We start from the raw sequence: 25,150 nt of genomic DNA on the forward strand, positions 1-25,150 counted from the left end.
CATCCGCGAGGGTGGTCCCCCACGTAGATTGTTACATTCGCGGGTGTACCCTCCCAGCAATCATCGAGATGCTCCAGTTCTCCGTTTACTGACCAGCAGTTCGTGTGATATTCTGTACCCTAGACACGCCATCCTCGTTACAATCGCGAGGGTGGTGTCTGACGGAATACTTGCGCGACACCACTTCTGTTCCCTCTATTTCAAATCGAGTCCATACGGTAACCAATAACCCGAATCCCATCGGAGTTACAAACGCGAGTCTACCCTACTCACTTTTAATAGGAGTGGGTATGAATATCGAACTCATATGACGCCGAACGAGACTGATGGGGGTGGACGGGATCCACTGTTCCGTTACGACCAACCTATCTTCGCGAACGAAGATATCCTCAAAATTTCTCACCTCCCTGGCCCCGACAAGATTGTTGGCCGCGACGAACACATGTCGAAAGTTGCGCAAGCGCTCAACCCTGCAATCTTCGGGCGTGAACCGACTCACCTGTTTATATTCGGAAAGACCGGTTCCGGGAAAACACTCAGTGCTCGTCTCGTGAGCGAACGGTTACAGAGCGAAGCACGACGAGAGGATGTCAACGTCGAGATCGCGATCATCGACTGCGGTGAGCAGCACACTGAAGCGTCGGTCATCAAGACACTTGCATCACAAGTCAACGACCCATCGAAAAGTGGGATGTCGATTCCCGAACGTGGGCTTTCGACGGGTGACTACTACAACCGATTGTGGCGAGTTCTCGATACCTGTTCTGACGTCACTATCGTTATCCTCGACGAGATTGATATGCTTCGCGACGACGAAGTCCTGCGAAAACTTTCGCGCGCGGGAGAAAACCAGAAAATCGTCGATTCTCGGCTCGGAATTATCGGCATTTCCAACAAAATCGACTACCCCGAAGAACTGACTGAACGAGTCAAATCCAGTTTTGCTCACGACGAACTCGTCTTCCCCTCGTACGACGCGAACCAACTCCGCGAAATCCTCGAAAACCGGAAAGACGCGTTCAAGCCCGGGGTCCTCACTGACGACGTTATCCCACTCGCGAGCGCACTCGCCGCACAGGAGCACGGCGACGCGAGAAAGGCTATCGACATTCTCCGGAATGCAGGCCGTATCGCCCGAAAGGAAGGCGCCGAGACCGTCACCGACGACCATGTGAGAGCGGCGAAAGAGAAAAGCGAGGCGGACCGGTTCAGCGAACTTCTCGAGGGAACGGCAACTCAGTCAAAAGCAGTCCTTTACTCACTCGTGCTCCAGACCGGGGGTCGGAAAACTGCCGAGATTACGACGAACAAAATCTACCGCCAGTATCTCACCGTCGCTGAAGATCTCGATATGGACCAGTTGTCCGAGCGCCGTGTTCAAGAATTACTTCAGGAACTCGACTTCCTCAATGTCATCCAATCTGAAGTACGTGGTCGTGGACGCGGACAGGGGGTCCACGGAACACACCGACTTCTCGAAGATCCAGATATTGTGAAACGGGTCTTGCTCAGGGATAGTCGAATATCCACACTCGAATAACTCTCCACACCACTCCTCTTTCTCCTCTCCACACCACTCCTCTTTCTCCTCTCCACACCACTCCTCTTTCTCCTCTTTTCCTCACTACTCTTCGTCCTCCTTTTCCCTCTTTCCTCACGGCATTTGCTCACACTCGCAACATTCAAAGGTGAACCTACCTCTCTCAAAACTCAAATAATCCAAATTATCCAAAAACTCAGGGTAATTTGAATGTTGTAACTGTTTCTATTTCCTCGAACTATTTGGGTCCGTCTGGTAATTTTGAGCCTGTGTATCTCGTAGATACCGCACATGTTCAACACAAGTTAACTACACCGATCGTATTGATTATTCGAATAATTTAGAAAATCTGGACAATCTACATAGCTTGGATACGTGCATTCATAGACGCTATCAGTTAGTCGTTAGTGAATTATCTAAATAATTCACAGTGCCCAAGAGTCGCTTCTACAATGAATGTTCTCCAGTACCTGGCTGTTTTGAATAATATAGGCTGTGTAAATTATTTGGATAATCCACAAGTTCTGGGTATTCTATATAATTCTGATTCTTCAAAGACTTTGAATTCCACACTGAGCATAGGTTGTGTGGAGTATCCAGAGATCTCACTAATTGACGAGGGCGACAAGAATTCGCACAACCTACATCCTGTAAGCTATTCCAATTATTTGGACAAGATAGATACTGTGCGTAATCTGGACCACCCAAATTATTTAAGAAATGTAAATTCTTTCACTACCAGTCTGTGTGTTGAACCTCAGTATGATTTGTCGAGGCGAAGAACAGTGCTACGGTGTCATCAGCCTGCGCATTAAAAATCCCAACTCACCTAATCTACACAATCTGCATAATGTGGATAATCTTCTACTCCTCGTCGAGTTCTCGTTGTTCGAGCACACGTTCAACAATCAGGTCGGGATGTTCTGAGACGACCGAAAGCGCGGCGTTATGAAGCTCGCTCTTTTTGATGTTTTTCAGACCATGCTCACGAGTGAGTTCTCGCTCGACGTCGTAGGTGATGATGTCGTCGAACTCTGCTGCCACTTCTTCGAGGACGTAGAGGGCTTTGTGTACGGTTTCGTCGAATTCGAAAGCTGGTTTTTCTTTCGGAGAGGGATCTGCTTCGACTGCTGCTGATTCTTGTGGTTCGTCTTCCGGTTCTGGCTCGGGCTCAGTCGCAGGCTCAGCCTTCGAACTCGTGGCCGTGCTGTCTCCCATCGCTGCGTCCAGGTCTCCAAATGGATCGCTCATCGGTCTACCTCTCCTGTTTCGATGATTTCTGCTAACTCGTCGTAACACTCGAGTTGGTCACACGAACTGTCGTAATCTCGAAGTGGCATATGCTCACGAATCGAATCGTCGATAGCCGACCGGTGACGGATTCCCGGTTTTGGGAGGTCGTCGTCCCAGGTTCCGTTGTCGACTTCTTCGAAGAACGTTGGGTCGACGTATCCGAAGTTCGGTAGCTTCGAAGAAATATTCGGCTTCGAGACGAGCGCTTCTATGAGACGGCGAGTCGGTCGCGCGTGGTCGAGTCGGTCACGAAGGTCAGTTGGAACGACGGCGAGTATACGGAGTTCGAAGTGCTCTCGAGCTGGTTGAATCAGTCGTTTGACGGTCTTTTCGAGTCCCGAGAGTGCGCCAGATTCAGGCCGCATCGGCAACACCAAGTTCTGCGTTGCATACAGTGCGTTGTCGTTTAGCTTCCCACGCGCTGCAGGGCAATCTACGACGATGTAGTCATATTCGTCACCCAAGAGCGGGTCGACGACTCGCTGTTTGAGACGCGCAGACCCCATCATCACTCCACCGAGGTCGGATTCGACCTGCTCGATACGGTCGTTCGATGGCAACAGGTCGATTTCGAAGTCGGTGTCTAAAATCAGCTCAGTGGGTTCGAGCTCAGCATCGTCGAGGAGTACGTCGCCGAGATGTGCCTCTGAATAGAACTCGTCGCCATAGCCGAGGCCTGTGGTCGTGTGACCGTTTGGGTCCAAATCGATGAGGAGTACGTCGTTCTCTCGGTGGGCAAGTTCCCGTGCGAGGTTGATAGACGTCGTTGATTTTCCGATACCACCTTTCAGGAGACATACACTGACTGCGCGTGACATGGTGAGTGGGAGTTGTATCGCATTCAGTGATTGTCGCCATTCTTGAAATAATTATGGTTATTTTGAATGGGTGAATAATCTAGATAATCTAAATAATTTGAGAAACTCACCACACCTGCGATGCTATTTCACAGAGGAGAACATCCAAAGATGCAGAAATCAATTAATCCGCTGAGTTGGATAATTTGGATAATCTACTCAACCTTTGATTATTTCAATGTGTGCCTGGGGAATATTATTACAGGAGAACAGTCCTGCCAACGGAAAAATTATCCAAATAATCTAGATGTTTCTTGAAGTGATTCTCAAAACAATCACCCCTTGCCCGCTGAACGTTGTCTTCGAACGGCACCCATACTATTCGTATCGTTATTTCGACATTCAATATGATTTAAGCCACTGTTCCCCATATTCGGGATAGTGACAGATATTTCAGACTCTCTTCGGCTCTTGTTCGAAACAACAATCGAGCGCGATGGGAACCGGTACGTGGTCCCGATTCCGAAAGAACTCGTCGAGAATGGGTCGTTTTCGACGGCTGAAACGTATCGGATCGCCCTGTTGACGGCGGCCGCATCCGAAACCACTCAGCAACCCGACACGGTTTCCCCCTCAACTGAACCGGAGACGACACAGTCAGAGCAGGAATGGAACCGGACAGACTCAGCACCAAAACCATCGGCTTCTCACGCATCGGGTGCTCGAAGTCCACCGGTCGAAGAAGGTGACGTCCGAACGGTCACGATCGACACACTCGGTGATCAGGGCGATGGCATCGCGAAAGTCGAACGTGGGTTCGTCATCATCGTGCCGGACGCTCGCCCGGGAGATAAGGCCGAAGTCAAAATCACCGACGTCAAACAGACCGTGGCCTTCGCCGAGATGATCAGTGAGGCAACGGTTCGCTAACTTCGGAGCGTTACGATTTGGAGAGGCGCAACTGAAAACAAGACCCACTTCCACCATTTGCCAGTCAATTCTCACGAAAATCGCGGGTATCGGCGTCTGTTCGATACGGACGCGCTTACCTTTGGGACGGGATTTCCACTCACAAATCAACACGAAGAGCTGCCCGACTCTGTGGAAGAACGTCGACTCGCTTCTCTCGCAGAATCGCTCGGATTTGACGGACTTTGGGTCCGTGACGTGCCGACCTACTGGCCTTCCTTTGGCGATGCAGGCCAGACGTTCGACGTCTGGCCATGGCTTACACACGTCGCGTCGGCGACTGACGAAATCGCACTCGGAACTGCAAGTGTCGTCCTTCCGCTTCGACATCCACTTCACGTCGCAAAGGCAGCAGCGTCCGTAGACCAACTGTCGAACGGGCGGCTCGTTTTGGGTGTTGCATCTGGCGACCGCGACCCTGAATTCCCAGCCTTCGGCATCGACGCAGAAGACCGAGGAATGTTGTTCCGGGAGAGTGTGAACCTCCTCCGAACCGTTTGGCAGGAGGAATACCCGGTGGTGAAATCACCGTGGGGAAATCTCGATGGGGAACTGTCTGTCGTCCCCAATCCCACGACAGAGACGTTGCCACTGCTTCCGACTGGGTACGCCCGTCAGTCTCTCGAATGGATCGCTGACAACGGTGATGGCTGGATTTTTTACCAACTTCCACAGAACACACTGGAACGCTATCTCACAGATTGGCGTGATGCGGCAGGTCAGACGCCATTTACGATGGCCGTTCAAGTCGAACTTGCGGAGAGCCCAGACGCTGGGCCGGAACATATCCATCAGGGGTTCCGTGCCGGTACTGAGTGGTTCCGCGAGTACTTCGACCAGCTCGATGAACTCGGTGTCGACCACGTCATCGTTGGACTGCGTGGTGACGACCCCGAAAACGCGCTGACAACGTTCTCGGAGCAGGTCATGAAACAAATATAGACGTAGACTGCCCCGTTTGAGTGCGGTCAGAGTTCCCTCGTTGATTTGTAATATCGCCTCGATGTTTTGTTAGGCTCGCCCCATCGCGTTATTGGTCTTCGAACGGCGATTTCGCGTGTTCTGGGACCGAATCCGGTCGCGTCACGATATTCTCCCGGCCAATGTTTATCTTCGTGACGTCTCCCTCGTCGGCCATCCGCGAGAGGACACGACTCACTTTCGACTTCGACCACCCAGTGCCTTCGACGACGGCAGATTGTCGGAGCTGGCCGTCGTGCTGGTCGAGCAGTTTGAAGACACGTGCTTCGTCGCTTAGCGGCTCTTCAGGCGACTGTTGTGACTCAGTTGCTGGTTCACCCGACTGCGCTGGTGTTGTTCCTGCGTCTCTCTCAGGGCTCTGGGCAATCCTGACAATTTCATTCGGGAGTCGCACTCTCCCAGACGCGACTGCAAATCCGCCACCGATGAGTGCAACGAGGCTGAGAACGAGGATGACGACCATCGGTTGGATGGTGTCGATTGGGTTGATGTTCGACCCCGGTGCACTGTTCGGGTCCGTCCCTTCTTCGATTTCTGTTCCGTCACCGATACCGTCACCGTCGGTATCTCCTTGGTTTGGATTCGTGTTGGTTACCGTGACTTCTCTCCCATCTTCGAGTCCGTCACCATCGGTGTCGACCTCAGTTGGGTTCGTTTCGTACCGGTTCAGTTCTTCGTTATCGTTGAGTCCGTCACCGTCCGTGTCTTTCGCCGTCGGGCTCGTTTCGTGGATATTGACTTCTGGGCCGTCTTTGAGCCCGTCTTCGTCCGTGTCCTCGCTCGTCGGGTTAGTTTGGTACTGGTGGACTTCTTCGCTGTCGATGAGTCCATCGCCGTCGGTGTCTCCAGTCGTGGGGTCACTTGCGTACGTGGTGACTTCGACCCCGTCTTCCAGGCCATCGCCATCCGTATCGACTTCTGTGGGGTTACTCCCGTGTTCGTTTACTTCGACGCCATCGCTCAGTTCGTCACCGTCTGTATCGGTACTCGTTGGATCTGTCTCGTAGCGATTCACTTCGGCCCCGTCGTTGAGTCCATCAGTATCGGTGTCTGCAACACGGATACTGGTGCCATGTTCCAACTCGCGTTTGTTTCCGAGCGAATCCCCGTCTGCATCTCCTTCGGCAGGGAACACGGTGAGGGGGTGACTGGCAGATGTGACTGTCTCACCGTCTGCAGAATTGTAGACTTCGGCAACCAAGACTTGCTCACCGGTTGCGTTCACCGGCCACTCACTGACGTCGAAATTGGCCCGCTGTTCGGTCCCTGTTGCTTGAATCTGCTGACACCCGAGCGCAGTCGTAGCATCACCGCGTTCCGTGTGGACACAGACATCGTAGACTCCCTCTTGGGCGACCAACACGACGGAGATACTCGAAGGCTGCCACGCCGTAACGAACGTCCGCCCATCTTCGGACGCGACGACACCCGGTCCAGTGTGTTCGAGAGCGCGGATCTCGACGCCTGTCGCGGTTTGAGACACTGCAGGTGCGACACCTGCGATGAGGAGGAGGAAAACCACGATGAGGGTGAATCCAGACCGCGAGGCGCTAAGAGGTGGCATATTCTCGTTCAATGTTTTTCGATTCTCTGACCGTATAATATTTTGTTTATCTGTTTGAGGGCAAATAATCACAAAATAATGAATTTCTTCCCCCAAAGAAGTACATACCTTCCAATAGTTCTACGGGGGTTGCACACTCTCGGCTTCGATCTCAGAGACTAGTGTGTGAATCTGCCTGTTGAAACCGACACGAATCCCAATTCAAACTGCTCGTGGGGTAGTACGTTCGTCTAAAACAGTTCCAAAAACCCCGTGATAGCCTTCACTGAGGCGTTTGATGCCCTTCTGCTGGTTATTGGATACTGTCAACAATCCACTCGTAATCGGGCGTAAATATTCAATTAATCCGACTGAAACAGTCGAAACAGTGCATCGAAACTGTTGTCGGACGGAAAACTGTCGGAACGACTCTCCCCCATTATCATCCCTCCTCCTATAGGTGAGGATGCGATGTGCAACACACTGATTCGACGGCGGTTCAGTGCGGACGCAGCTGCGGTTACAGCCGCGTACGTTAGTTGCACAGACATTGGTCGTACCGACGATGTCGCCAACGGTCCCCAACCGGATCACGAACCCGAAGCTGGCGATACCGAGAACACCGATGCCACCCCCGTACCCGGTGAATTCGGCCCGAAGACTTGGCTGGTACCGCTCCCCGCGAGCAGTCAAGAGACGAAGACAACCTCGGCGTGAAATTCAGCGTAATTTCGATGGCCTCACCCATGGCCCCGAGGTACCCTCCCCAACCGAACCCGCGACAGCACCCTCCTCCAGGGAGTTGACGCGGGTACCCCCCAAAGAGTCCCTAACGGGACTTACCCCTACCCGCAACCCCCCCGCTGACGCAGTCCCCCCCACTGGACTCAACTGACGAAGTCCCCCCAAACGAGTCCACAACGGTATCCCGCTGATGCTGCCCCTCCCAACAAACTACCGCTGACGCAGTTTCTACGAGATTTACGAAAATAGAACCCACGAAGACGTTCAGTGTGGTACTCTATTAAAAAGAAGTTACATTCACGATTCGTGGGTATCGTCCGCAGATTCAACTACTCCGAGAGAGATGTATCCTATACTGAAGCCATGACGAAGCCAGTACTTGTTCACGGGCACGAGACGGAATCGCTCGATTGGGAGAGACTCGACTCCCTTCCACACGAGACACAAACAGTCGCAGTCTCGTGTGCCTCTGGACCCCGTCACGAATCGGAGTGGGTAGGCATCCCCATCGGCGAACTTCTCGATGTTTCCGAGGCCTCCCCAGACACGACGCACCTCGCGGTCACGAGCGACGACGACTGCCACGTCTACGTCGAAATCGGTGACGCGCTCTCTGGGATGCTTGCGCTAGAACAAGACGGAGCGCAGTTAGCGAAACCGAGGCTGGTTGTGCCCGGGATCGACGGAATGCGCTCGGTCAAAGAAGTCGTCGAAGTAGCGGCAGTCTCGTTGGACTCCGACACCGATCCACTGTCGCTCGAACGACATCCGAAGATAGACGACGCGGAGGCGTGATGGGAGTGTCGCCAGACGAAGTACGCGGTGTCGTTCTTGCTGGCGGCAAAAGCACTCGGTTCGGTGACCAGAACAAAGCGCTCGCACGCTTCGACGGAGACCCGCTTATTACACACGTCGTCTCGACGCTTCGTGATGTGACTGGCACGGCACCGATGCTGGCTGTCAGCTCCTCCGAACATGCCGACGATATTCTCGAACTCCACCCGAATGTCCCCTCAGTCTCTGACGACGCCTCCTTCGTGGGGCCGATCGCTGGGCTCTTCGCGCTCGCTGCAGAAGTTCGCACACCGTGGGTTGTCGTCACTGGGTGCGACATGCCGCTCGTCTCGCAAGAAGCAGTACTGACGCTTCTCGACCACGCAACTGCGACCGTCGATGCTGTGGTTCCGACAGCTGGGGGACATCGTGAACCATTGTTTGCCGCGTATCGCACAGCGTCGATTCGAGCATGCCGCCCGGAGATTCCCCATGACGCTGGGCCACAACGTCTCTTGGATGTCCTTCCAACTGTGAGATCCCTTCGTACCGACTCCTGGCCAGAACTGGCGACCGCTGTGACGAACGTCAATACACAGGCAGAACTTGCAGCCCTCACCGAGGAGTCTATTGCAGACAACTGTATTCGGTAGATGCCGGACCGATATTAGAGTCAGAGGCTGTTACGTTCGAGATGCCAGAATCACCCGGGCGATGAGCGGGATATCACGGAGATGCACGAGTTTTGAGAGTGACCGAATACTCCCGCTGTCAGCGCTCTCTAACTCGTCAGCGTCGATACGGCCGAGGTCTCGGATGAACGTGTCGAGTCGGTCGTTGGGCGCACTGTAGAGGATGTGACTGATGAGCAGTCGGATTCTCATCTTCGGTGCGACTTCGGTGTGCCACCGATCGTCGTAGGCTGACAAACTCGCTGCGGAGGTGTCTACTTCGTTGGCGATGAAGCAGTTGTCGGCAGTGATAGCCGCGGCCCGACCTGATTTCATACACGCGTTGATTCCTTCTCCCCAGACAGGGTCGACGGTGGGGACCGTATCTCCGATGGCCATGAAGTTGTCCGTACTCAACCGCTCTGGCAGCTGTAAATGTGCAGACCCACGATGGTGTCGCCCAGCGATGCGCTCTGCGTTCTCGAACCGCGGGTCTGACTCCAGCCAGTACGCTAGGTAGTCGTCGATACGCATCCCGTCGGTGGCGTACTTGCGAAAGGCGTCGTTTTGGAGATAACAGAGGCCGACTTTGGCGGTGTCCCCGCCAGTGTGAAATATCCACGAGTAGCCGCCGGGTGCGATATCGTGGTCGAGACGGAGCATCATCGCATCCGTCAGGTCAGCGTATCCGTCATGGTCGAGGTCGACACCATCCATCTCGTACTCGATGGCGATGGCCTGGTTTTTCCGTTCGAGTGTGCTCACACCGACTTGTTTCGAGAGGACTGCGGCTGGTCCTGTTGCGTCGACGACGATGTCGCCGTACACCTCGTTACTCCCTCCGTACTGGACGCCGACCAGTTCTCCGTTTTCGACGAGTGGCTTGTTGACGCGGGAGCTAAAGCGGTACTCCGCTCCTGCGGACTGGCCGTCTTTCACGAGGAACCGCTTGAACTTGGGGAAATCGAGGACGCCGCCTGGCTGATACTGAACGAAATGGTCGGTTGGGGATTCCAGAACGACGTTGTCGGTGTAGTTCATCACGACGTCGTCAGGAATCCCGAACGACGACAACATCGCCGGAAACGTTCCACCTGTCGATTTGTTGCTCTGCCGAGGGAACTCGTCTTCGCTCTCTGCTTCGAGGACGACGACGTCGTATCCTCGTCTCGCAAGGTCGCGAGCACACTGTGCACCCGCCGGGCCTGCGCCGGCGATTACAACGTCGAAGTGGTCTTGCTGGGAGTTTGGCATCGTTGGTCTCCGGTGAGGTTTGCCACCCACAATCTCTGTCGGTGTTCGAAATCGTGTTAGGGCAACGACGAGAGGGAAATTGAATATTGCGCCTATTCGAGTGTGAGAACGTTCCAATTTCAAAATGGTCAAACAGAACCAAAACTACGTCTCTATCTATATCAAAAAACAGTATAATAGTACAAAAACGAGGTGGCATAATAGTATCAAATTTCAGTATAAATTACCTGTACTGAAATACAGTAGTATAAATCCAAGCCAGATACAGGCCTAAACTACAGTATTCGTTAATGTACCTATCACAGATTTTTGATAGGTATCATGTATATTTCGGTTTGTATATGTGTTTTGAAAATGGATGTTTATCGTCGTCTTGGTGTCCTTTCGAGAACCTTCCACGATTTTGCGTGATTACATACGGGAGAGATACGATGAAAGCCACTCCCGTGTTATCTCGTCGTGCGAAACTGTCGACCCATCGTGTTCGGATGCAAACGATGCCGCATCGTCGACCGACGAAAACGGATGGAGTTCTTTGCCCATCCCGCCGTGAACGTCACTGTTCACGACGTAGGTCATCTCTGTGGCGTCACCAAAGGTATCTGCAGCGGTGTGCGTCGATATGAACGTCTCTCCTGCTTCTTCGACGAGGTCGTATTCGACGGTTGAGTAATCGGTGACGTAGATTGCGAGCGCCTTCCACCCCTGTCGCTCTCGGTCGAAGTGGTACGGGAACAGCCCCATACTCAGCGTGTGGAACCACGCGGGGTTGTCGTGGCCGTCAGGCGAGTTATCACGGTAGAATATCTGCCCGTTTGGACCGAAATGGTCTCCGATTATCATCCCGCCGGCGTCGTCTTGTTTGCCGCCAGAGAGGTCGATAGGCTCGGGAATCTGTTCGTCGTCCGCGCCTCCGCCACCAAGACAGCCAGCGACCCCGGTAACTGCGCCGATGCCGACTGCTTTGAGCAGATTCCGACGGGTTCGGTAGGTCTTACTCACCGAGTCTGTGGTTCTCGCGAAATCTGTAGCACCCGCGCAGTCTCTGGCTCCCGCGTAATCTGTGGCTCCCGCGTAATCTGTTGCCAGCCCATCAGTCGTTTGGGGCTCTGAATTGTTCATGGATGTCATACTCGTCAGAGGCTCCGTCGCCGAATTACCCGCGCCGCAACCCCGACAGGGACGACGACCCACGCCAGCGCACTGGCGACGAGAACTGCCGTCGAAAGGTCGGTTTTGGCGACGACTGCTGCCATCCCGCTGCCGGTCGCGTCGATTCCCGAGAGGACGAACACACGGAAGATATCGATCGGATTCGCGAGCACGAGACCTGTGAGTGCGACGTTCGGGAGATCGGAGGCGGCGATGAGTCCGAGTGCGGCGAGATCGTGACCGAAGACTAGCCACACCCACACGAGGAGCGCTATTCCGAGTGCGTGGGTCTTCTCTGCTGCCACGGTGGAGACGAGGACGCTGATAGCGAGGAACGCCAATCCCAGCGTGACGGCACCGAACAGGACGTTCGCGTACAGACTCCACGGAACCGTGTCGGCGCGGAGAAAGAGTGCGATGCCACCGATTCCGAATCCGATGGCCGTGGCCCCGACGAGAGACGCCGCACGTCCGAGGAACGCACCGGTGACGACCCGACCGCGAGAGACAGGGAGCGCGAACACCATATCGAGCCACCCAGTCTCTTCTGCACCGACGATGGTGTCGTACCCGTAGACCAACGCAGCGAGTGGGACGAGATACGTCGCCAGTGAGGCGAGGCTGACGATGACGGCATCGACCCGGACTGGCCCCGGTGAAGACCCGCCGAATCCGACGACCAGAAGCGAGAGGAGGCCGAACAGTGTCGTCAGCGCCAACGTCCACCGACTCCGAAGCGAGAGTCGGTACTCCAACTGGGCGACTGTGAGTATCTGCCCTGTGACCGGGAACCCGGCCCACCCCGAGGTCTCGGATGTACTGTCCAACGCTGCCGTCACTCCGCCGTCGGGTTCACGAATGGTGGTCGGTGGCTGGTCGTCGCTCATGCGCGTTCACCATCCGTCGTGGGTTGTCGTGATTCCGTCGTGGGTTGTCGTGATTCTGCCGCGGGTTGTCGTGTATTGTCCCCAATGTGGAGTTGGCCGAGGTCACCGTGTTGTTCGAAGTCGGAGAGCACCTGCTCGAAGACGCGTTCGAGCCCGGGTTCGCGGACGTCGTAGCCCTCGATTGGGACGGCCTCGGTGAGTTCGGTCAGCAGGTTCGGAACGTCGTCTGGGTTGCAGTCGACGAAGACCACGTCGCCGTCGTGGTCTGTCGAGTGAATCGACCCCCCGTTAGCAGTGGCGATTGCCTGCACGTCGTCGAGAGATGGTGCGTCCCCGAGACGAATCCGGACGCGAACCTCGTCGGTCAGCTCACGACGCAACTCGTCGATGTCGCCGATGGCTCGGAGTTGTCCATCGTGGAGGATGGCAACCCGCTCACAGAGTGACTCGATTTCCGAGAGGACGTGTGAGGAGATGACGACGGTGAGGTCAGACTGGGCGTCGAGACGCTCGATGACGCGGTGGAAGTCCGCGACTCCTCGCGGGTCGAGCCCTGCGGTCGGCTCGTCCAACAGCAGGATTCGAGGCCGAGAGAGGAGCGCAGCGGCCAGTCCGAGTCGTCGGGTCATCCCGTTGGAGTACCCGCCGACCTGCCGACCTGCCGCGTCCGAGAGTCCGACGACCGAAAGGACGGCGTCGATTCGACTCGCCGCCTCGGACAGCGTGTGCATTCGAGCGTGGAACGCGAGTACTTCTCGACCGGTAAGCGACGAGGGGAACCCCGCGTGTTCAGGCAGGTAGCCGACGATACTCCGAAGTCCCGGCCCGGCGGCCGACACGTCAGTTCCGGCCACCGACACCGTTCCGTCGTCCGGCCGGATGTGACCGACGAGGAGTTTGAACAGTGTCGACTTTCCCGCGCCGTTCGTTCCGAGGAGTCCGAAAGTCGTCCCCGATTCGACGGCGAGCGAAAGCCCGTCGAGTGCCGTTATCTCGCTATACTCCTTTCTTACACCGGAGACTTCAATCGCGTTCATAGTATCGTTTCCATCCTTCGTGGGGTGGTGAGGTGAGCGGGTGGTGGTCGACGATTCCAGGCACCTCGATGACCGGGAACGAACTCTCGGCCAGTCTGAGCGCGTCGAATGCCGGACTCGACGCGAAGACGGTGGCCTGCGGGTGTTCGTACGTGAGGCGTTCGACGAGACCCGACGGTCGATGCCGGATGTCGTTGACGCCGTCGTTGTCGACGTCGGAGTCACGCGCGTCGGACCAGTAGTTCCCTCGCGTGCTTCCGTTCCACTCCATGAGTTCGCCAACGAGTGCGCGAACCTGTTCGTCGTTGTTGATGAAACTGTTCTCGGAGACGTTCTCGCTGATGCTGCCGGCAGTGAAGTAGACGCCGACTCGGTTTTCGAGGAAGAGGTTCTCGGAAATCGTGTTGTTGACTGAGTTGAACACGAACATCCCGTTTTTGTTGCCGACGACCTCGTTTCCGCTGACTACCGAGTGGTCGATTCGTTTGAGGAAGATACCGTGTCCACTCGTTCCGCTGTTGTTCACGGCGACGTTTCCGACGACGTTGATGCGCTCTGAGAGCATCACGGCGTATCCCGCGTCGTTGTCGAACGCGACGTTGTCGACGAGGGTGCAGTCGTCTGAGTACATGTAGTGGACGCCGTACCGGAGGTCCCACAAGGTGTTGTTCCGAGCGGTCACGTCGGATGCCCACGAGTAGTAGATGCCGTCGCGTGCGTCGGTAATGCGGTTGTCGACGATGGTCGCCCCGTCCGATTTCCAGACTTGGATGCCGTTGCCACGGAACGACCGCGGTTCGACGCCCTCACGGCCGACGATGGTGTTGTTCTCGATGTGGACGCCAGAGACGCCGTTGAGCCAGATTCCGAACGTCGCGTCGGTCACGCGACTGTCGCGAATTGTCACGTCTGTTCCGTTGACCCAGATACCCGCATCGTTCGTGGAGGTGTCGTACCCGCCGTTGTACACCCACACGCGTTCGACCGTCACGTCGTCTCCATTGACCGTGAGGACGTTGCCAGACCCGTTTCCGTCGATTCGGGCGGTGAGACCAGGTGCCCCAACGAGCGTGATGTTCGACGTATTGACGACGATGCGCTCGTCGAACTCACCGCTGAGTCGAATTCTGTCACCCGGTTCTGCGGCATCGACAGCGGCCTGTAGTGACGTGTAGGTCTCGGTTCCGATGGTTGCAGTACCAGATTCAGTCGGCCCGTCGAACGAATACTCGTTCGGGACCGGTGCATCGAAGGCGACTGCAGTCTCTGTTTGGGACTGGGACGGGACGGTTGCAACGCCGATGCCGGCAGCGATGAGAACGACACTGGCGACGACGGCGAACAATCGACTCACCGGGATACTCATGTCTGTACTCACCCTTGTTTCGGTTTCACGCTCGTTCCATCGTCTTTCTCGGCACGGTCACTCGGTGAAGCCGTTCGAATCGAGCCCAGACGACGCCGAATCGACCCTGCGGCGGTCGAGAACGTGGCGTCAGTGTCGCGGTAGTAAAACGCGACGACGAGGAGACCTATGGCAACGATCGACATATACGCCCCTATTCCTAAACTGGAGAAGCTCGTGATGTTTGCCACTTCGTACTTCCCAACCAGTGGCGGTGTGAACGGGTCGACACCGATGACTGGCGCTTCCGGGTCGAGGTTGTGACCGGTCTGGTAGAGTCGGTACTGAATGTCGGCTACCATGACGGTAAACACGGTAATCGTCCCGAGGAGCTGGTACGTCAGACCACGCTTCAACTTCTTGATGGTGGGTGCGATTGCAACGAACGCACCGCCTGCAGCGACTGCGACGAACGCGAGCGGTCCGAGGGACCACTCGGGGACGTCGACGGCGGCCTGATGCACTTCGAAGTTGGGCTGCCAGTAGACCGGGTCCGGGTAGTAGAACCCGATGTATTTGTTGAGTCGCGCCATCTCGACGTAGTCTCCACTGATGCGTGGATACGCATACAGGTCCAGATGCAACACCTCGTTCGGATACTGGACCGCGTGAACGTTTATCGACCACATCGGGAACACCAGGGCAGCAACAAATAACAGCGCGGCTAGCACCGGCAACCCCCGGCGCAATTGGGCAAACTCTTCGAGACTCGGTGGTCGGTAGCTCATGGTCTAGCTTCTCGGCTCGACGATCATCCGCGAGCGCATCTCCAGGTGGAGTGCGCTGCAGAAGTACGTACAGTAGATCCAGTACACGCCCGGCTTGTCGGCCGTGAACGTAGCCTGCCGGGTGTCCTGTGGCGCGAGTGCGAGGTGGACGTTGTGTTCAGGGATGGCGAGTCCGTGAACGATGTCCTGACTGCCCTCGATGTTCGTCGCGGTGAGTTTGACCGTGTCACCTTCCTTGACTCTGAAGTCACGGAGACCGTACTCACTCCGCTTGACGGAGGTGTACACTTCGACAGTCTCGTCGTCGATGCGCTCGACCCGCGAGTTGCTCTCGGTGACGTACTCTTTTTCGCCCTCGTAGTCGGCTTTGTCCCACGTCGTCGCTGGCGATATCTTCTCCTTCGACGCGAAGATTGCGTCGTGCGGCTCTGGATACACCGGGTGGTCGGAGACGAGTTCCATGCCGCCGGTCTCGTCGTCCTTGTCGTTGCCGATGTAGATGAGCTGGTCGTTGTCCGGGTAGATCGGGCCGACAGGCAGGAACCTGTCTTTCGAGAGCTTGTTCAGAACGACGAGCCAATCACCGGTCGGCTCGGTCGACATCGCCTGCACCGCCTGGATGTGACCGGGGTTGTAGTGAACGTCTATCTTCCCGAGGATTGCCTCCTCGGACGCTTTCGGCGAGTTGATGGCCGTCTCGATATCCCACTTGACGACCTGCGAGTCGATGAACAGCGAGGTGTAGGCGTGTCCACGTCCGTCGTAGGTCGTGTGGAGTGGGCCGAGACCGACTTTCGGTTGGCCGACGATGACGTTCGCCGGGTCGGGTTCCGTGCTGAGTTTCTCGATGTCGATGATAGACACCGTGGGCGAGAGCTTTCCGGCGACCATTCCGTACTTGCCGTCCGGCGTGACTTCGACACAGTGCGGCGACTTCGGCGTCGGGATGTACCGAACGAGTGGCTCGTCACCCTGGTTGAGCGAACTGTTTTTCGTTCCGTCGACGATTGGAATGCCGTTGACTTCGCGGTAGTTCCCGGCGTCGACGGCAGCCTGAATTGCTGGGATGTTGAACGCCTTGACGAAGTCACGGTCGTTCTTCGTCATCTCTTCGACTTCGACGCCCTCTTCGTCGTTGTAGGCAGACGAGAGCGCCCATTTCCCGTCTTTGTCGGTGTCGATGATGTCGAGGTTGCCGTCGACTTCGACCTGCCAGAGAACCTCCATCGACTCGGGGTCGAGGGCGGACAGCAGCGAGACGTACTTGTCTGGGTTGTCCAGGTCGCGGCCGTCGTTCGGGAGCGGCGTTCGGAACTCGCTGTTGGCCAGAATGTACTCCGTGTCGGGGCTCTGGACACAGCACCCGTGGACCGATTGGACGTTCGGGATGTTGGTGATCGCGTCCGTCTCGAAGTACTTCAGGTTGATACGAGCGACACGTCCGTGTGCCTTGTCGTTGACGTACAGATACCTGCCGTCGTACTTCCCGTCGGTCTCGGAGAGGCCTGGGTGGTGGGAGTCGCCCCACTTGAAGTCACCTGCGTCTTCGAGCAGTTGGGTGGTTTCGTCGTCGAATCCGTAACCCTTCGCTTGCTCGGGGTTGAAGACGGGAATTCGGGTGAGTTCGCGCATCGACGGGAGGCCGTAGATGCGAAGGTCACCGGAGTGACCACCGGACCAGAAGCCATAGTATTCGTCGTGTTCACCCGGCGGGACGAAGTGGTCAGGAACGTCTCCAGAGCCGGTTTGGTTGGTGCCGCCACTGCTTGACCCACCGTTGTTCATGACGCCGGCGCAGCCGGCCATCGAACCGATGGCACCGACAGCGGCCCCTGCTTTCATGAAGTCGCGTCGGCTCAGACCGAGCGAGGGGAGTTCGAGAGAGACGGTACTCTCTCCTGCTGCCGTCTCGTTGGTGTCGGCCAGCACCTCGTTGAGTTGTTCCTCGTATTCGGTTACTGGGTCGCTCAGTTCGTCAGTAGTGTTGTCCGTGGATGAATGTTCAGTCATTTAGACTACCTCGATGGTCCCGACCATCCCGTTCAGCTCGTGGGGGATGCAGTAGTACTCGTACGTGCCTTTGGTTTCGAACGTGTGTTCGTACGTTCCACCTGCTTCGATGTTGCCCTCGTCTGGGTAGCCATCTTTCGCCGCCTGCTCTGAGTCGAACCCGCCGGTCGCGAAGTATTCCGCACCGTCCGGAATCTTGTCTTCGTATGCGGTCACTGTGTGACCGATAGAGCCGACGTTTTCGAACGTGACTGTCGTCCCCGCTGGAACTTCGATGGCAGCTGGTGCGAACTTCAGTTCGTCGTTCATATCGACGACGTCGGTCTGGGTTGCACCACTGTCGCCACCGCCTGATTCTTCGGTGGTGGTCGCCTCAGTCGATTCATTGCCACCGTCGGAATCACCATCACTCGCTGAGCCAGTACACCCTGCAAGTGCGATACTAGTCGCCGCTACGCCAGCGGCACCGAGTCGATGCAACACGTTTCGTCTGGTTCGCTTCCGGGACATCGTACAAGCGACGGTTTGCCTGTGATCTGGTTATATACCGTCCGTGATTCCAGAAGCTGGAGATGGTGGCGAACATGTTCGCCCCCTACTTGTGTCTCTCCGATACTATCGCTGAATTGGAGTGTTATTGTCTCACTCAGAGACTCGGGCCGAATATATTCGGCAGAGAACATAGTTCCATTTCCGATAATCTCCGTGTAGATAGCAGACGCCTCATCAAACGGTACGAGAGATGGCGTCTTCGAGTAATACGACCATGATACCGAATTTGGCCACAGAAAGTCGCACCGCAGGCAGACTCTCGATGCGTCCGACACGTGTTTGGACTGTCGCAGACGTGCCCACCGAGTCCGATAGCGGGCGGACTATCGGACGGGGGTGTCAGGGCCGATGAACAGCCTCGACGTTGCAATCGTCGGGATGAAGACGGCAACGCTGCTCTTCGGCGGTCTGGTGACGTTCGTGACCTACCAAGCGTTCAAGCAACGGGGCACGACAGCGCTGCGGTCACTCTTCGTCGGATTCGGACTCGTTACGTTCGGCTCACTCGCTGCAGGTGTCGTGCACCAACTGACGCCGCTTTCGTTCGATTACGCACAAGTGGTCGAAAGCGCACTCACTGTCGCGGGCTTTGCGGTCATCGCCCACTCGTTGTACACCAGCGCTGAGTGAGTGGTCCCGGGTTCGTGCCCTTCGAACGACTCTCTCGACTCTCGACTCTCTATACTCTCTCGAACGACGACACTTCGTGCTGAGAGTAATCCGAACATCATCGGGTAAAGAGCCAGCTAGGTCGACGCGCTAGTTGCTCTCATGAGTCGCGTTGACACCGGAATCGAGGTGAACACACTCGATGTCAGAGATATCGAGGGAGAACCGTTCGGCCCGATCATGGCCGCAGTCGACGAACTAGGTGCTGACGAGATACTGCTTCTCATCAATCACTTCGAACCCGTTCCACTCTACGATGTTCTCGAACAACGTGGATACGCGTGTACAACAGAACGCGTCGCAGACGACGAGTGGCACATCAAAATCACTTCGCAGTAACTGTCTCTCCCTTCGTCGGCGACACGAACCCACCAGACACAGACGATCAGGTCGCTTGACGTGCTCCAATTTCGACGAGCAATCGGATGAGAAGATATCCATAGCCGATGGCTCCGAGGAGGACCACTCCATCACCGAACGAACTCAGCACTGACCAACCTGCAAGCCGACCGACGACCGAGATGGTGAGTCCCACCACGAGTACGGCGATAGCCATTCGGGCGGTTCGCGCAGTTGCACCACGGAACCGGCCTGCTGTCGGCGGGTAGAACAAGAACGCGAACCCGACGACGACGAGTCCGAGAAATCCGAGTAGATTGAGTTGAAGATGCGCAGACAACGCTCCGGCCGGAACTGGTGAGCTATCGAACAGTGGTCCCGCCGCGACAGTGAGTCCGATACTGACGCCTGCGACGCCACTTCCAACGCCGGCGAGGATGCTCTCTGCCCCGACTCGACGCCGTTCAGAGCGAAAGTAGACGACGAGGTACAACGCCGCAAAGCAGATGAACGCCGTCGCCTCGGCTAGTGCACCGGCGACGAAGACTGACCCAGAACTCAATCCAAACGCGATGAGTACGGGGCCGAGTGCGCCGGCAGGAAGGACGACTGCGGTGAGTTCTTTCGGTGCCGGAACGCCGAGAAAGCGCGGAGCCAGTCGAACACCGAGCGTGAAGACGAGGAGGGCAGCGAATCCAGCGGCTAACAGATGCGTGATGCGAGGGAAATAGCCGTCTGTAAGTCCCGGAAGCGCTGTCGAACGAGCGACCAGTTCGTAGGCTCCAATGGCGAGATACGCGAACGCGACAGGGATGAACCGATTTGCATACCGGTCGACCCACTCGAACTTCGCTCTGTGGGTGCTCGTCCCCGTCTCGCCTCGCCGGAGTTCGTCGCCAACCGACCACAGGAGTGCTGCGATGAACACGCCGACACCGCACCCCCAGAGGAGTGCCCCTACAGTCTCGACCGATGGAGGGCCGACTGCGGATGCAGACAGTGCGAGCAGTATCGTCCCAGAGACGGACGATCCGAGGTGGACGACAGGGAGACGGTCTGTCGCGAGAACCGTGCCGAAGTACGAAGGCACCAGCAGATACGCCATGCCGAAGATGACGTGAAAGACGAATCCGAACAACGCGAGAATGACTTCAGCACGGCGTGAAACCCCTACGAGCGTGCCGAATCGCCAGCAAAGGAGAAACGCGACACTCACCAGTACGAACCACCGAGACCAGCGACTTCGGCTTGCACCAGTCATCGAACGTTTCCTCTCGTGTCTGTTTCCGTGTCGACACCTTGTAGGTTGAGGTGTTGGTGCTGTAGTGATTCACCGACCATCGCTCGGGACAACTAGTGGGGAGAGTAAGAAACAGTTCTACCCGAACACATTCGGGACAATCCTGACGCGGCGTCACTCAGTATCACCGGACATATGCCGAGAATTGACTTCGATGTCGAACGAGACTACGACGAGGACCGATTTTCTGCACAGGCAGTGTTTCGAAGCGACCGAACGAAAGTCATCTGTGGATTCTTCGAGCCGGGTCAGTTCATCCCGGTTCACGCCCCGTCGAGTGACCTCGTCATCACTGTTCAGTCCGGAACCGGGCTCGTCCGGGACGGCGAGACAGACCATCACGTCGCTCCCGGTGACAGTATCGTTGTCCCTGCAGACACGAACCGTGGAATCCGAGCAGGCGACGATTCGAGACTCGAAGTGCTGTTGGTCGTGACTCCTCCTCCGACCGACGAAGAACACGGCCCAGTCCGCCGAGGGTTGGCGACGAACGAGTTCGAGCCTCCGTTGAACGACGGGCAGTAACTGCGTTCACGAGTTTCTGAGAGACCACTGGATAGGGCTGGAAACGATTGGACACGGCTGTAATGGACTGCTTACTTGCCACTGGCGGTCTGTTTTCTCACGTCACTGGCGGTCTGTTCTCTCACATTCGACCACAACTGTGAGAGTTGCTCTGACGCCGACCGGTTCTTCGATGTCACGGACAGTTCGGGTGTTCCCGGACCTCCCGTCACGACTACTTCATCGAACCCGAGCGTGTATCTCGCCACTTACGGTTTGGTTGCCGTAAGCACCCAGTCAGTCGGTGTCTGTCGGTCGACGCTGAACCCATCGATTTCAGCCGGGCTGCAGTCGCTGAGCCCAGCGAGGAACTCTCTGACAGGCGTCGGGTCACGGTCGCTGACGAGTGTGAACGTCGACCCACTCTCGAGCGAGATGAACCTGTCTGCAACCTTCTCTCGTCGACGCTCCGGGGGGTCATCTCTGATATCGACGACGTCGTCGGGAACCTCGATATCCCACGCTGTCTCTGCTGCCTCGACGACTGCATCACCAAGCTGCTGCAATGCCGAGGGTACGTCGCCAGGGACGGGTGTCTCTTGAAACTCCGTCGAGAAAGGGAGGTGCGAGAGAACTGGCGCGTCGAGTTTCTCTTCTGGCGAACTGCCAGGGAACAGGTCGTGAGTGTCGCCGCAGGACGGACAGTCGAACGTTCCCATATTGACGACTGCACCGAGCACCGGGACGTCGTTGTCACGGAAGAGTTCGATACTTCTGGCCGTATCGTCGAGACTCGACTGAAATGGCGTCGTAACGACGACGACACCATCGACCGACACCTCCTGAAGCGTCGTCAAGACCACGTCACCAGTTCCCGGTGGCAAGTCTATGACGAGCGTGTCGTCGGCCCGCCAGGCGGTCGTTTCGAACAGTTCGGTCAGCGCGTCGTGGGCCATCGCCCCCCGCCACGCGAGCGGAGCACCGGACTCCATCAGTCCAACGCTCATTACGTCCAGCGTCGCGTCAGCCCCGGATGCGTTCACAGGCAGTGGGTTTCCGTCGTCGTCTGAGTGGATGGGCCCGGAGAGGTCGAGGAGCGACGGAACGTTCGGCCCGTGAATGTCGGCGTCGAACAGTCCGGTCGACCGGTCCGCAGCGAGCGCACAGGCAAGACCGGTCGAGACGGTGGACTTTCCGACGCCTCCTTTCGCGCTTGCGACAGCGATGATATTGTCGAACCCAGCGACGCCGCCGACTCCATTCGACGATGGAGCGACGGGCTCGACGTGTGCGCTCCCGACGTCTGCCACGTCGCGAACGGCCTGGAGCATCGCTTGCATGATCCCGCGGGCGTTTTCGTCGCCGAACTCGGTGACCGCGGCTTGGACTGTGACGCTTGTGCCGTCGATGTCTATCGATTCGACCAGTCCTGCCTCGAAGACGTTGACGCCGGCGTCGGGGTCTCTGACCGCCCGAAGTGCGGATTCGACACGGTCGTGAAGGGGCGGTTCGTCTTCGGAGTCGGAATCGGCCTGTTGGGGGTCTGTCATACTCAGAGGTTCGGCGTTCGATTGAGGTCGTCTTCACCAGGGAGCGTTCGGTCACGTTCGTCGAGGACGCCGGTGAACTGCCGGCGGAAACTCCCGGCGTCGACGTCTTTGGCACGCACTGCGGTCTCCCTGACGATACTGCGGTCGTCGTCTGCTAATTCGGTCAACGTCTCGGCTGCGAGTTCGTGGTCGATACCTCCGAGAAGGTGGGCGACCCACTCGCGAACCCGTTCACTTGGGTCGTCTGCTGCATCTACCAGAACGTCGAGCGCGCCTTCTCCTCGGAGTTTGAACAGCGAGACGAGTGCGTTTCGACGGACAGCGTGGTGGTCGTCGTCGAGTGTTGCTTCGATTGCGGCTTCGTGTTTCCCACGGTCTAAACGGTCGAGTGAGACCACGGCCTCGGCCCGAACCCACGGGTTTGGGTCTTCGGTCAGCACGCGTGCTGTCTTCGCAGCCAACTCGCCGCCGTGTTTCGTCAGTGCTTCGACGGCGAACTGCCGGACTTCGGCGTCGTCGTCTGTCGTCGCGGCACTGCTGAGCGCACGGACGATTGGGTCCTGCGTCTCTCGTTCGGCGAGTGCGAGTGCGGCACGGCGTCGTTCGACCACGTTCTCACCGGTGAGCGTCTCGAGGAGGTCGGTGAAAGCGTCGTCTTCGACTGGCTCCGTATCGCTCGCACCGAGTTCCTCTAGTGATGCTTCACCGATGGTGATGTCTCGGTCGACTTCGATATCTTCGAGACCCGCCGGCGTCTCACCGAACCCAGGACTCTGTTCTGGGTGTAACTGCGGGTCTGGCGGTCCGTCTGTTGCTTCTTCTTCATCTCTCATCTGTGTTCACCTCTCGAAGCAGTCGCGAAAAGCGCTACTGCGACGAGTACGCCCGATGCCCCGAGGAGTGTCGACGGGACACCGGCCGCGAGCAGTAGCGCCACACCGACTGCACCGTCTGTTCGTGTAGTGCGGAGCGCATGCGTCAAAGCAGTGATGCCTCCACCGACACCGAGTAAGACGAGGACGAGCGGGGTACCGACGACTCCCCCGCCGACGAGGAGGACTGCGCCTGCGACGTACGGCGCACTCGTCGCGAAACTGAACGTCAGAATCGCCGCGAGCGCACCGACGTACAGACTGAGCCTGTCCCACCCGACGAATACGGGCGAGACACCGACGCCCACTAACGCGACAGCGGACCCGAGTGGGCGTAACACCGCAGGTGCGACTCCCACTGTCGCTGCCAGTGAGAACGCGACACCGGCGACGAGGACGCCAGCGCCCCCCAGTTCTCGAACCGAGGAACTCACGTGGCCGTTGTATAGTCGGTCGTTCCACGACCAGACGACTATCCCTCCCCCGACGACGATTCCGATTGCGGCGGGATACCACGCGATGGGAGATGCCACCGAAATCAGGCTAAAGCTGCCGATGAAGGCGAGTCCGACTCGTTCGCTGACTCTATCGCTGCTCGCCGCGAGGAGGAACCCTGCCAGTGCAGGCCCGACGATCGCCACTGGCAGCCAGAGAACCACGGCTTCGGGAAGGCCGGCGGTGAGGTCACCGGGTGCGTTGTGTGCGACGCGATACAGCGTCACCGCCAGAACCGGTATCAACCCAAGCAGCCCGGCGAGGGTACGAATCGACACGTCTGCGGGACGCAGGTGTGACACTGTCGAGGCTAGTGACCCGCCTGCACCGGCCGATTCTTCCACGCGGCGACTACTCACTTCCCACCACCTCCTTCGTATCGCTCGGCGAGGTCCTGCTGGTCTGCGGTGACGAATCGGTCGACGAACGCAGCAACCTCACCGAACAGTGCAGTCCCCGGTTCTTCGGATATCCGCTCTGCGAGGCCACCGGTGACGACGTGGAGATGTCGGTCGCAAAGGTCGAGTCTGGCTTTCGCCACGTCAGCCGCCCCTGCTGCCTCCTGTCGGGCGAGATACCCCGCGAACTCCAACTGGTAGGGGAGGTAGTCGTGGTTATCACGGCTCGATTGGTCGATTTCGACCCCAAAGTAACTGTACGCCCGTGCAAGGTCGAGATTCACGTCGTTCCACGACGCTTCGGGCCGGTACGAGGATTCGTAGAGTGAAACGGCCGGCCCTTCGGCGTTGAGCGACCCATCGGTTCGGTCTTCGTATTCTGCGTATCCAACCGTGAACAGGTCGTTGAACCGCGCGCAGAGCGTGTCGTGGTCGTCTTCGACTGTGAGGTTCGGTGGATCGACAGCCAGGCCGGAGGCGTCGACGAGACGTTCGACCATCTCCTGAATCTCACCGGAGTTCAACCGTTCGTAGGTCGATTCGTCCGGCTCGTCGAGGAGTTTGGCCATGAGCGTGTACACTCCTCCTCGTGCGACGGCCGCTCGGTCGACGTGCTCGGGGTCGACTCGGTCGGCCGCGTCCGAGTCAGCGGTCATGTTGCCGTTTCGTTCAGTGTCTGTGTTCAT

At 57.2% G+C, this 25,150-nt stretch carries 24 protein-coding genes; 8 read left to right on the forward strand and 16 right to left on the reverse strand.

The window, feature by feature from the left end; all coding sequences use genetic code 11:
* Positions 1–307 precede the first annotated feature (307 nt).
* Complete coding sequence (locus tag ACK3SC_RS16450; RefSeq protein WP_416841320.1) at positions 308–1,540, forward strand: Cdc6/Cdc18 family protein; 1,233 nt, start codon at positions 308–310, stop codon at positions 1,538–1,540.
* 864 nt (positions 1,541–2,404) lie between these two features.
* On the opposite strand, the gene ACK3SC_RS16455 is transcribed toward ACK3SC_RS16450, so the two are convergent.
* Together ACK3SC_RS16455 and ACK3SC_RS16460 are read right to left on the reverse strand one after the other, a co-directional pair.
* Complete coding sequence (locus ACK3SC_RS16455) at positions 2,405–2,791, reverse strand: hypothetical protein (RefSeq protein WP_416841321.1); 387 nt, start codon at positions 2,789–2,791, stop codon at positions 2,405–2,407.
* Positions 2,788–3,651 (reverse strand): ParA family protein, encoded by an 864-nt coding sequence (locus ACK3SC_RS16460; protein ID WP_416841322.1) that lies wholly within the window; start codon positions 3,649–3,651, stop codon positions 2,788–2,790. The genes ACK3SC_RS16455 and ACK3SC_RS16460 overlap by 4 nt, the downstream gene beginning before the upstream one ends.
* Before the next feature lie 420 nt (positions 3,652–4,071).
* Here ACK3SC_RS16460 and ACK3SC_RS16465 point away from each other — a divergent pair, with 420 nt between their 5' ends.
* Together ACK3SC_RS16465 and ACK3SC_RS16470 are read left to right on the forward strand one after the other, a co-directional pair.
* Positions 4,072–4,560, forward strand: a complete 489-nt coding sequence (locus ACK3SC_RS16465; RefSeq protein ID WP_416841323.1) for a TRAM domain-containing protein — start codon at positions 4,072–4,074, stop codon at positions 4,558–4,560.
* Positions 4,561–4,617: 57 nt separating this feature from the next.
* The gene (locus ACK3SC_RS16470; protein ID WP_416841324.1) at positions 4,618–5,541 is read left to right on the forward strand and encodes an LLM class oxidoreductase; all 924 of its coding nucleotides are present in this window, start codon (positions 4,618–4,620) and stop codon (positions 5,539–5,541) included.
* An 88-nt stretch (positions 5,542–5,629) separates the two neighbouring features.
* Here the strand turns inward: ACK3SC_RS16470 and ACK3SC_RS16475 are convergent, their stop codons facing one another.
* Positions 5,630–7,144: a binary toxin-like calcium binding domain-containing protein gene (locus ACK3SC_RS16475; protein WP_416841325.1), complete on the reverse strand. Its 1,515-nt coding sequence runs from the start codon at positions 7,142–7,144 to the stop codon at positions 5,630–5,632.
* A gap of 1,086 nt (positions 7,145–8,230) precedes the next feature.
* Between ACK3SC_RS16475 and ACK3SC_RS16480 the strand changes: the two genes are divergently transcribed.
* The gene (locus ACK3SC_RS16480; protein WP_416841326.1) at positions 8,231–8,662 is read left to right on the forward strand and encodes a molybdopterin-dependent oxidoreductase; all 432 of its coding nucleotides are present in this window, start codon (positions 8,231–8,233) and stop codon (positions 8,660–8,662) included.
* The gene (mobA, locus tag ACK3SC_RS16485; protein ID WP_416841327.1) at positions 8,662–9,294 is read left to right on the forward strand and encodes a molybdenum cofactor guanylyltransferase; all 633 of its coding nucleotides are present in this window, start codon (positions 8,662–8,664) and stop codon (positions 9,292–9,294) included. Before ACK3SC_RS16480 ends, mobA begins: the two co-directional genes overlap by 1 nt.
* 30 nt (positions 9,295–9,324) lie before the next feature.
* Here mobA and ACK3SC_RS16490 read toward each other — a convergent pair whose 3' ends face one another.
* The 8 genes from ACK3SC_RS16490 to ACK3SC_RS16525 all read right to left on the reverse strand — a co-directional run bounded on the left by ACK3SC_RS16490 (position 9,325) and on the right by ACK3SC_RS16525 (position 18,295).
* The gene (locus ACK3SC_RS16490) at positions 9,325–10,566 is read right to left on the reverse strand and encodes a digeranylgeranylglycerophospholipid reductase (protein ID WP_416841328.1); all 1,242 of its coding nucleotides are present in this window, start codon (positions 10,564–10,566) and stop codon (positions 9,325–9,327) included.
* A 411-nt stretch (positions 10,567–10,977) separates the two neighbouring features.
* Entirely contained in the window at positions 10,978–11,568 is a 591-nt protein-coding gene (locus tag ACK3SC_RS16495; RefSeq protein ID WP_416841329.1) for a nitrous oxide reductase accessory protein NosL, read from the reverse strand.
* Between the two features lie 134 nt (positions 11,569–11,702).
* Entirely contained in the window at positions 11,703–12,605 is a 903-nt protein-coding gene (locus tag ACK3SC_RS16500; protein WP_416841330.1) for an ABC transporter permease, read from the reverse strand.
* The gene (locus ACK3SC_RS16505; protein WP_416841331.1) at positions 12,602–13,642 is read right to left on the reverse strand and encodes an ABC transporter ATP-binding protein; all 1,041 of its coding nucleotides are present in this window, start codon (positions 13,640–13,642) and stop codon (positions 12,602–12,604) included. Before ACK3SC_RS16505 ends, ACK3SC_RS16500 begins: the two co-directional genes overlap by 4 nt.
* Positions 13,629–15,008: a nitrous oxide reductase family maturation protein NosD gene (gene nosD / locus ACK3SC_RS16510; protein ID WP_416841332.1), complete on the reverse strand. Its 1,380-nt coding sequence runs from the start codon at positions 15,006–15,008 to the stop codon at positions 13,629–13,631. Before nosD ends, ACK3SC_RS16505 begins: the two co-directional genes overlap by 14 nt.
* An 8-nt stretch (positions 15,009–15,016) precedes the next feature.
* The gene (locus tag ACK3SC_RS16515; protein WP_416841333.1) at positions 15,017–15,775 is read right to left on the reverse strand and encodes a hypothetical protein; all 759 of its coding nucleotides are present in this window, start codon (positions 15,773–15,775) and stop codon (positions 15,017–15,019) included.
* Between the two features lie 3 nt (positions 15,776–15,778).
* Positions 15,779–17,785 (reverse strand): TAT-dependent nitrous-oxide reductase, encoded by a 2,007-nt coding sequence (nosZ, locus tag ACK3SC_RS16520; RefSeq protein ID WP_416841334.1) that lies wholly within the window; start codon positions 17,783–17,785, stop codon positions 15,779–15,781.
* On the reverse strand, positions 17,786–18,295 hold the full coding sequence (locus tag ACK3SC_RS16525) for a plastocyanin/azurin family copper-binding protein (protein ID WP_416841335.1): 510 nt from the start codon (positions 18,293–18,295) through the stop codon (positions 17,786–17,788).
* A 390-nt stretch (positions 18,296–18,685) separates the two neighbouring features.
* On the opposite strand from ACK3SC_RS16525, the gene ACK3SC_RS16530 reads away from it, so the two are divergent.
* Both ACK3SC_RS16530 and ACK3SC_RS16535 read left to right on the forward strand, forming a co-directional pair.
* Positions 18,686–18,967, forward strand: coding sequence for a hypothetical protein (locus ACK3SC_RS16530; RefSeq protein WP_416841336.1), 282 nt, complete (start codon positions 18,686–18,688; stop codon positions 18,965–18,967).
* Between the two features lie 141 nt (positions 18,968–19,108).
* Complete coding sequence (locus ACK3SC_RS16535; protein ID WP_416841337.1) at positions 19,109–19,345, forward strand: DUF2249 domain-containing protein; 237 nt, start codon at positions 19,109–19,111, stop codon at positions 19,343–19,345.
* A 46-nt stretch (positions 19,346–19,391) separates the two neighbouring features.
* Here ACK3SC_RS16535 and ACK3SC_RS16540 read toward each other — a convergent pair whose 3' ends face one another.
* Positions 19,392–20,561, reverse strand: coding sequence for a hypothetical protein (locus ACK3SC_RS16540; protein WP_416841338.1), 1,170 nt, complete (start codon positions 20,559–20,561; stop codon positions 19,392–19,394).
* Positions 20,562–20,780: 219 nt separating this feature from the next.
* Here ACK3SC_RS16540 and ACK3SC_RS16545 point away from each other — a divergent pair, with 219 nt between their 5' ends.
* Positions 20,781–21,170 (forward strand): cupin domain-containing protein, encoded by a 390-nt coding sequence (locus ACK3SC_RS16545; RefSeq protein WP_416841339.1) that lies wholly within the window; start codon positions 20,781–20,783, stop codon positions 21,168–21,170.
* Between the two features lie 248 nt (positions 21,171–21,418).
* Here ACK3SC_RS16545 and ACK3SC_RS16550 read toward each other — a convergent pair whose 3' ends face one another.
* From ACK3SC_RS16550 to ACK3SC_RS16565, 4 genes are read right to left on the reverse strand one after another with little or no spacing between them, the layout of a single operon-like run.
* Positions 21,419–22,699, reverse strand: coding sequence for a P-loop NTPase (locus tag ACK3SC_RS16550; protein ID WP_416841340.1), 1,281 nt, complete (start codon positions 22,697–22,699; stop codon positions 21,419–21,421).
* Between the two features lie 2 nt (positions 22,700–22,701).
* Positions 22,702–23,532, reverse strand: coding sequence for a HEAT repeat domain-containing protein (locus ACK3SC_RS16555; RefSeq protein WP_416841341.1), 831 nt, complete (start codon positions 23,530–23,532; stop codon positions 22,702–22,704).
* Positions 23,529–24,425, reverse strand: a complete 897-nt coding sequence (locus tag ACK3SC_RS16560; RefSeq protein WP_416841342.1) for a hypothetical protein — start codon at positions 24,423–24,425, stop codon at positions 23,529–23,531. The genes ACK3SC_RS16555 and ACK3SC_RS16560 overlap by 4 nt, the downstream gene beginning before the upstream one ends.
* Positions 24,422–25,150, reverse strand: a complete 729-nt coding sequence (locus ACK3SC_RS16565) for a molecular chaperone TorD family protein (protein WP_416841343.1) — start codon at positions 25,148–25,150, stop codon at positions 24,422–24,424. The genes ACK3SC_RS16560 and ACK3SC_RS16565 overlap by 4 nt, the downstream gene beginning before the upstream one ends.

The sequence above is a fragment of the Haloferax sp. DFSO52 genome, assembly GCF_048158745.1.
Taxonomy (GTDB): Archaea; Halobacteriota; Halobacteria; order Halobacteriales; family Haloferacaceae; genus Haloferax.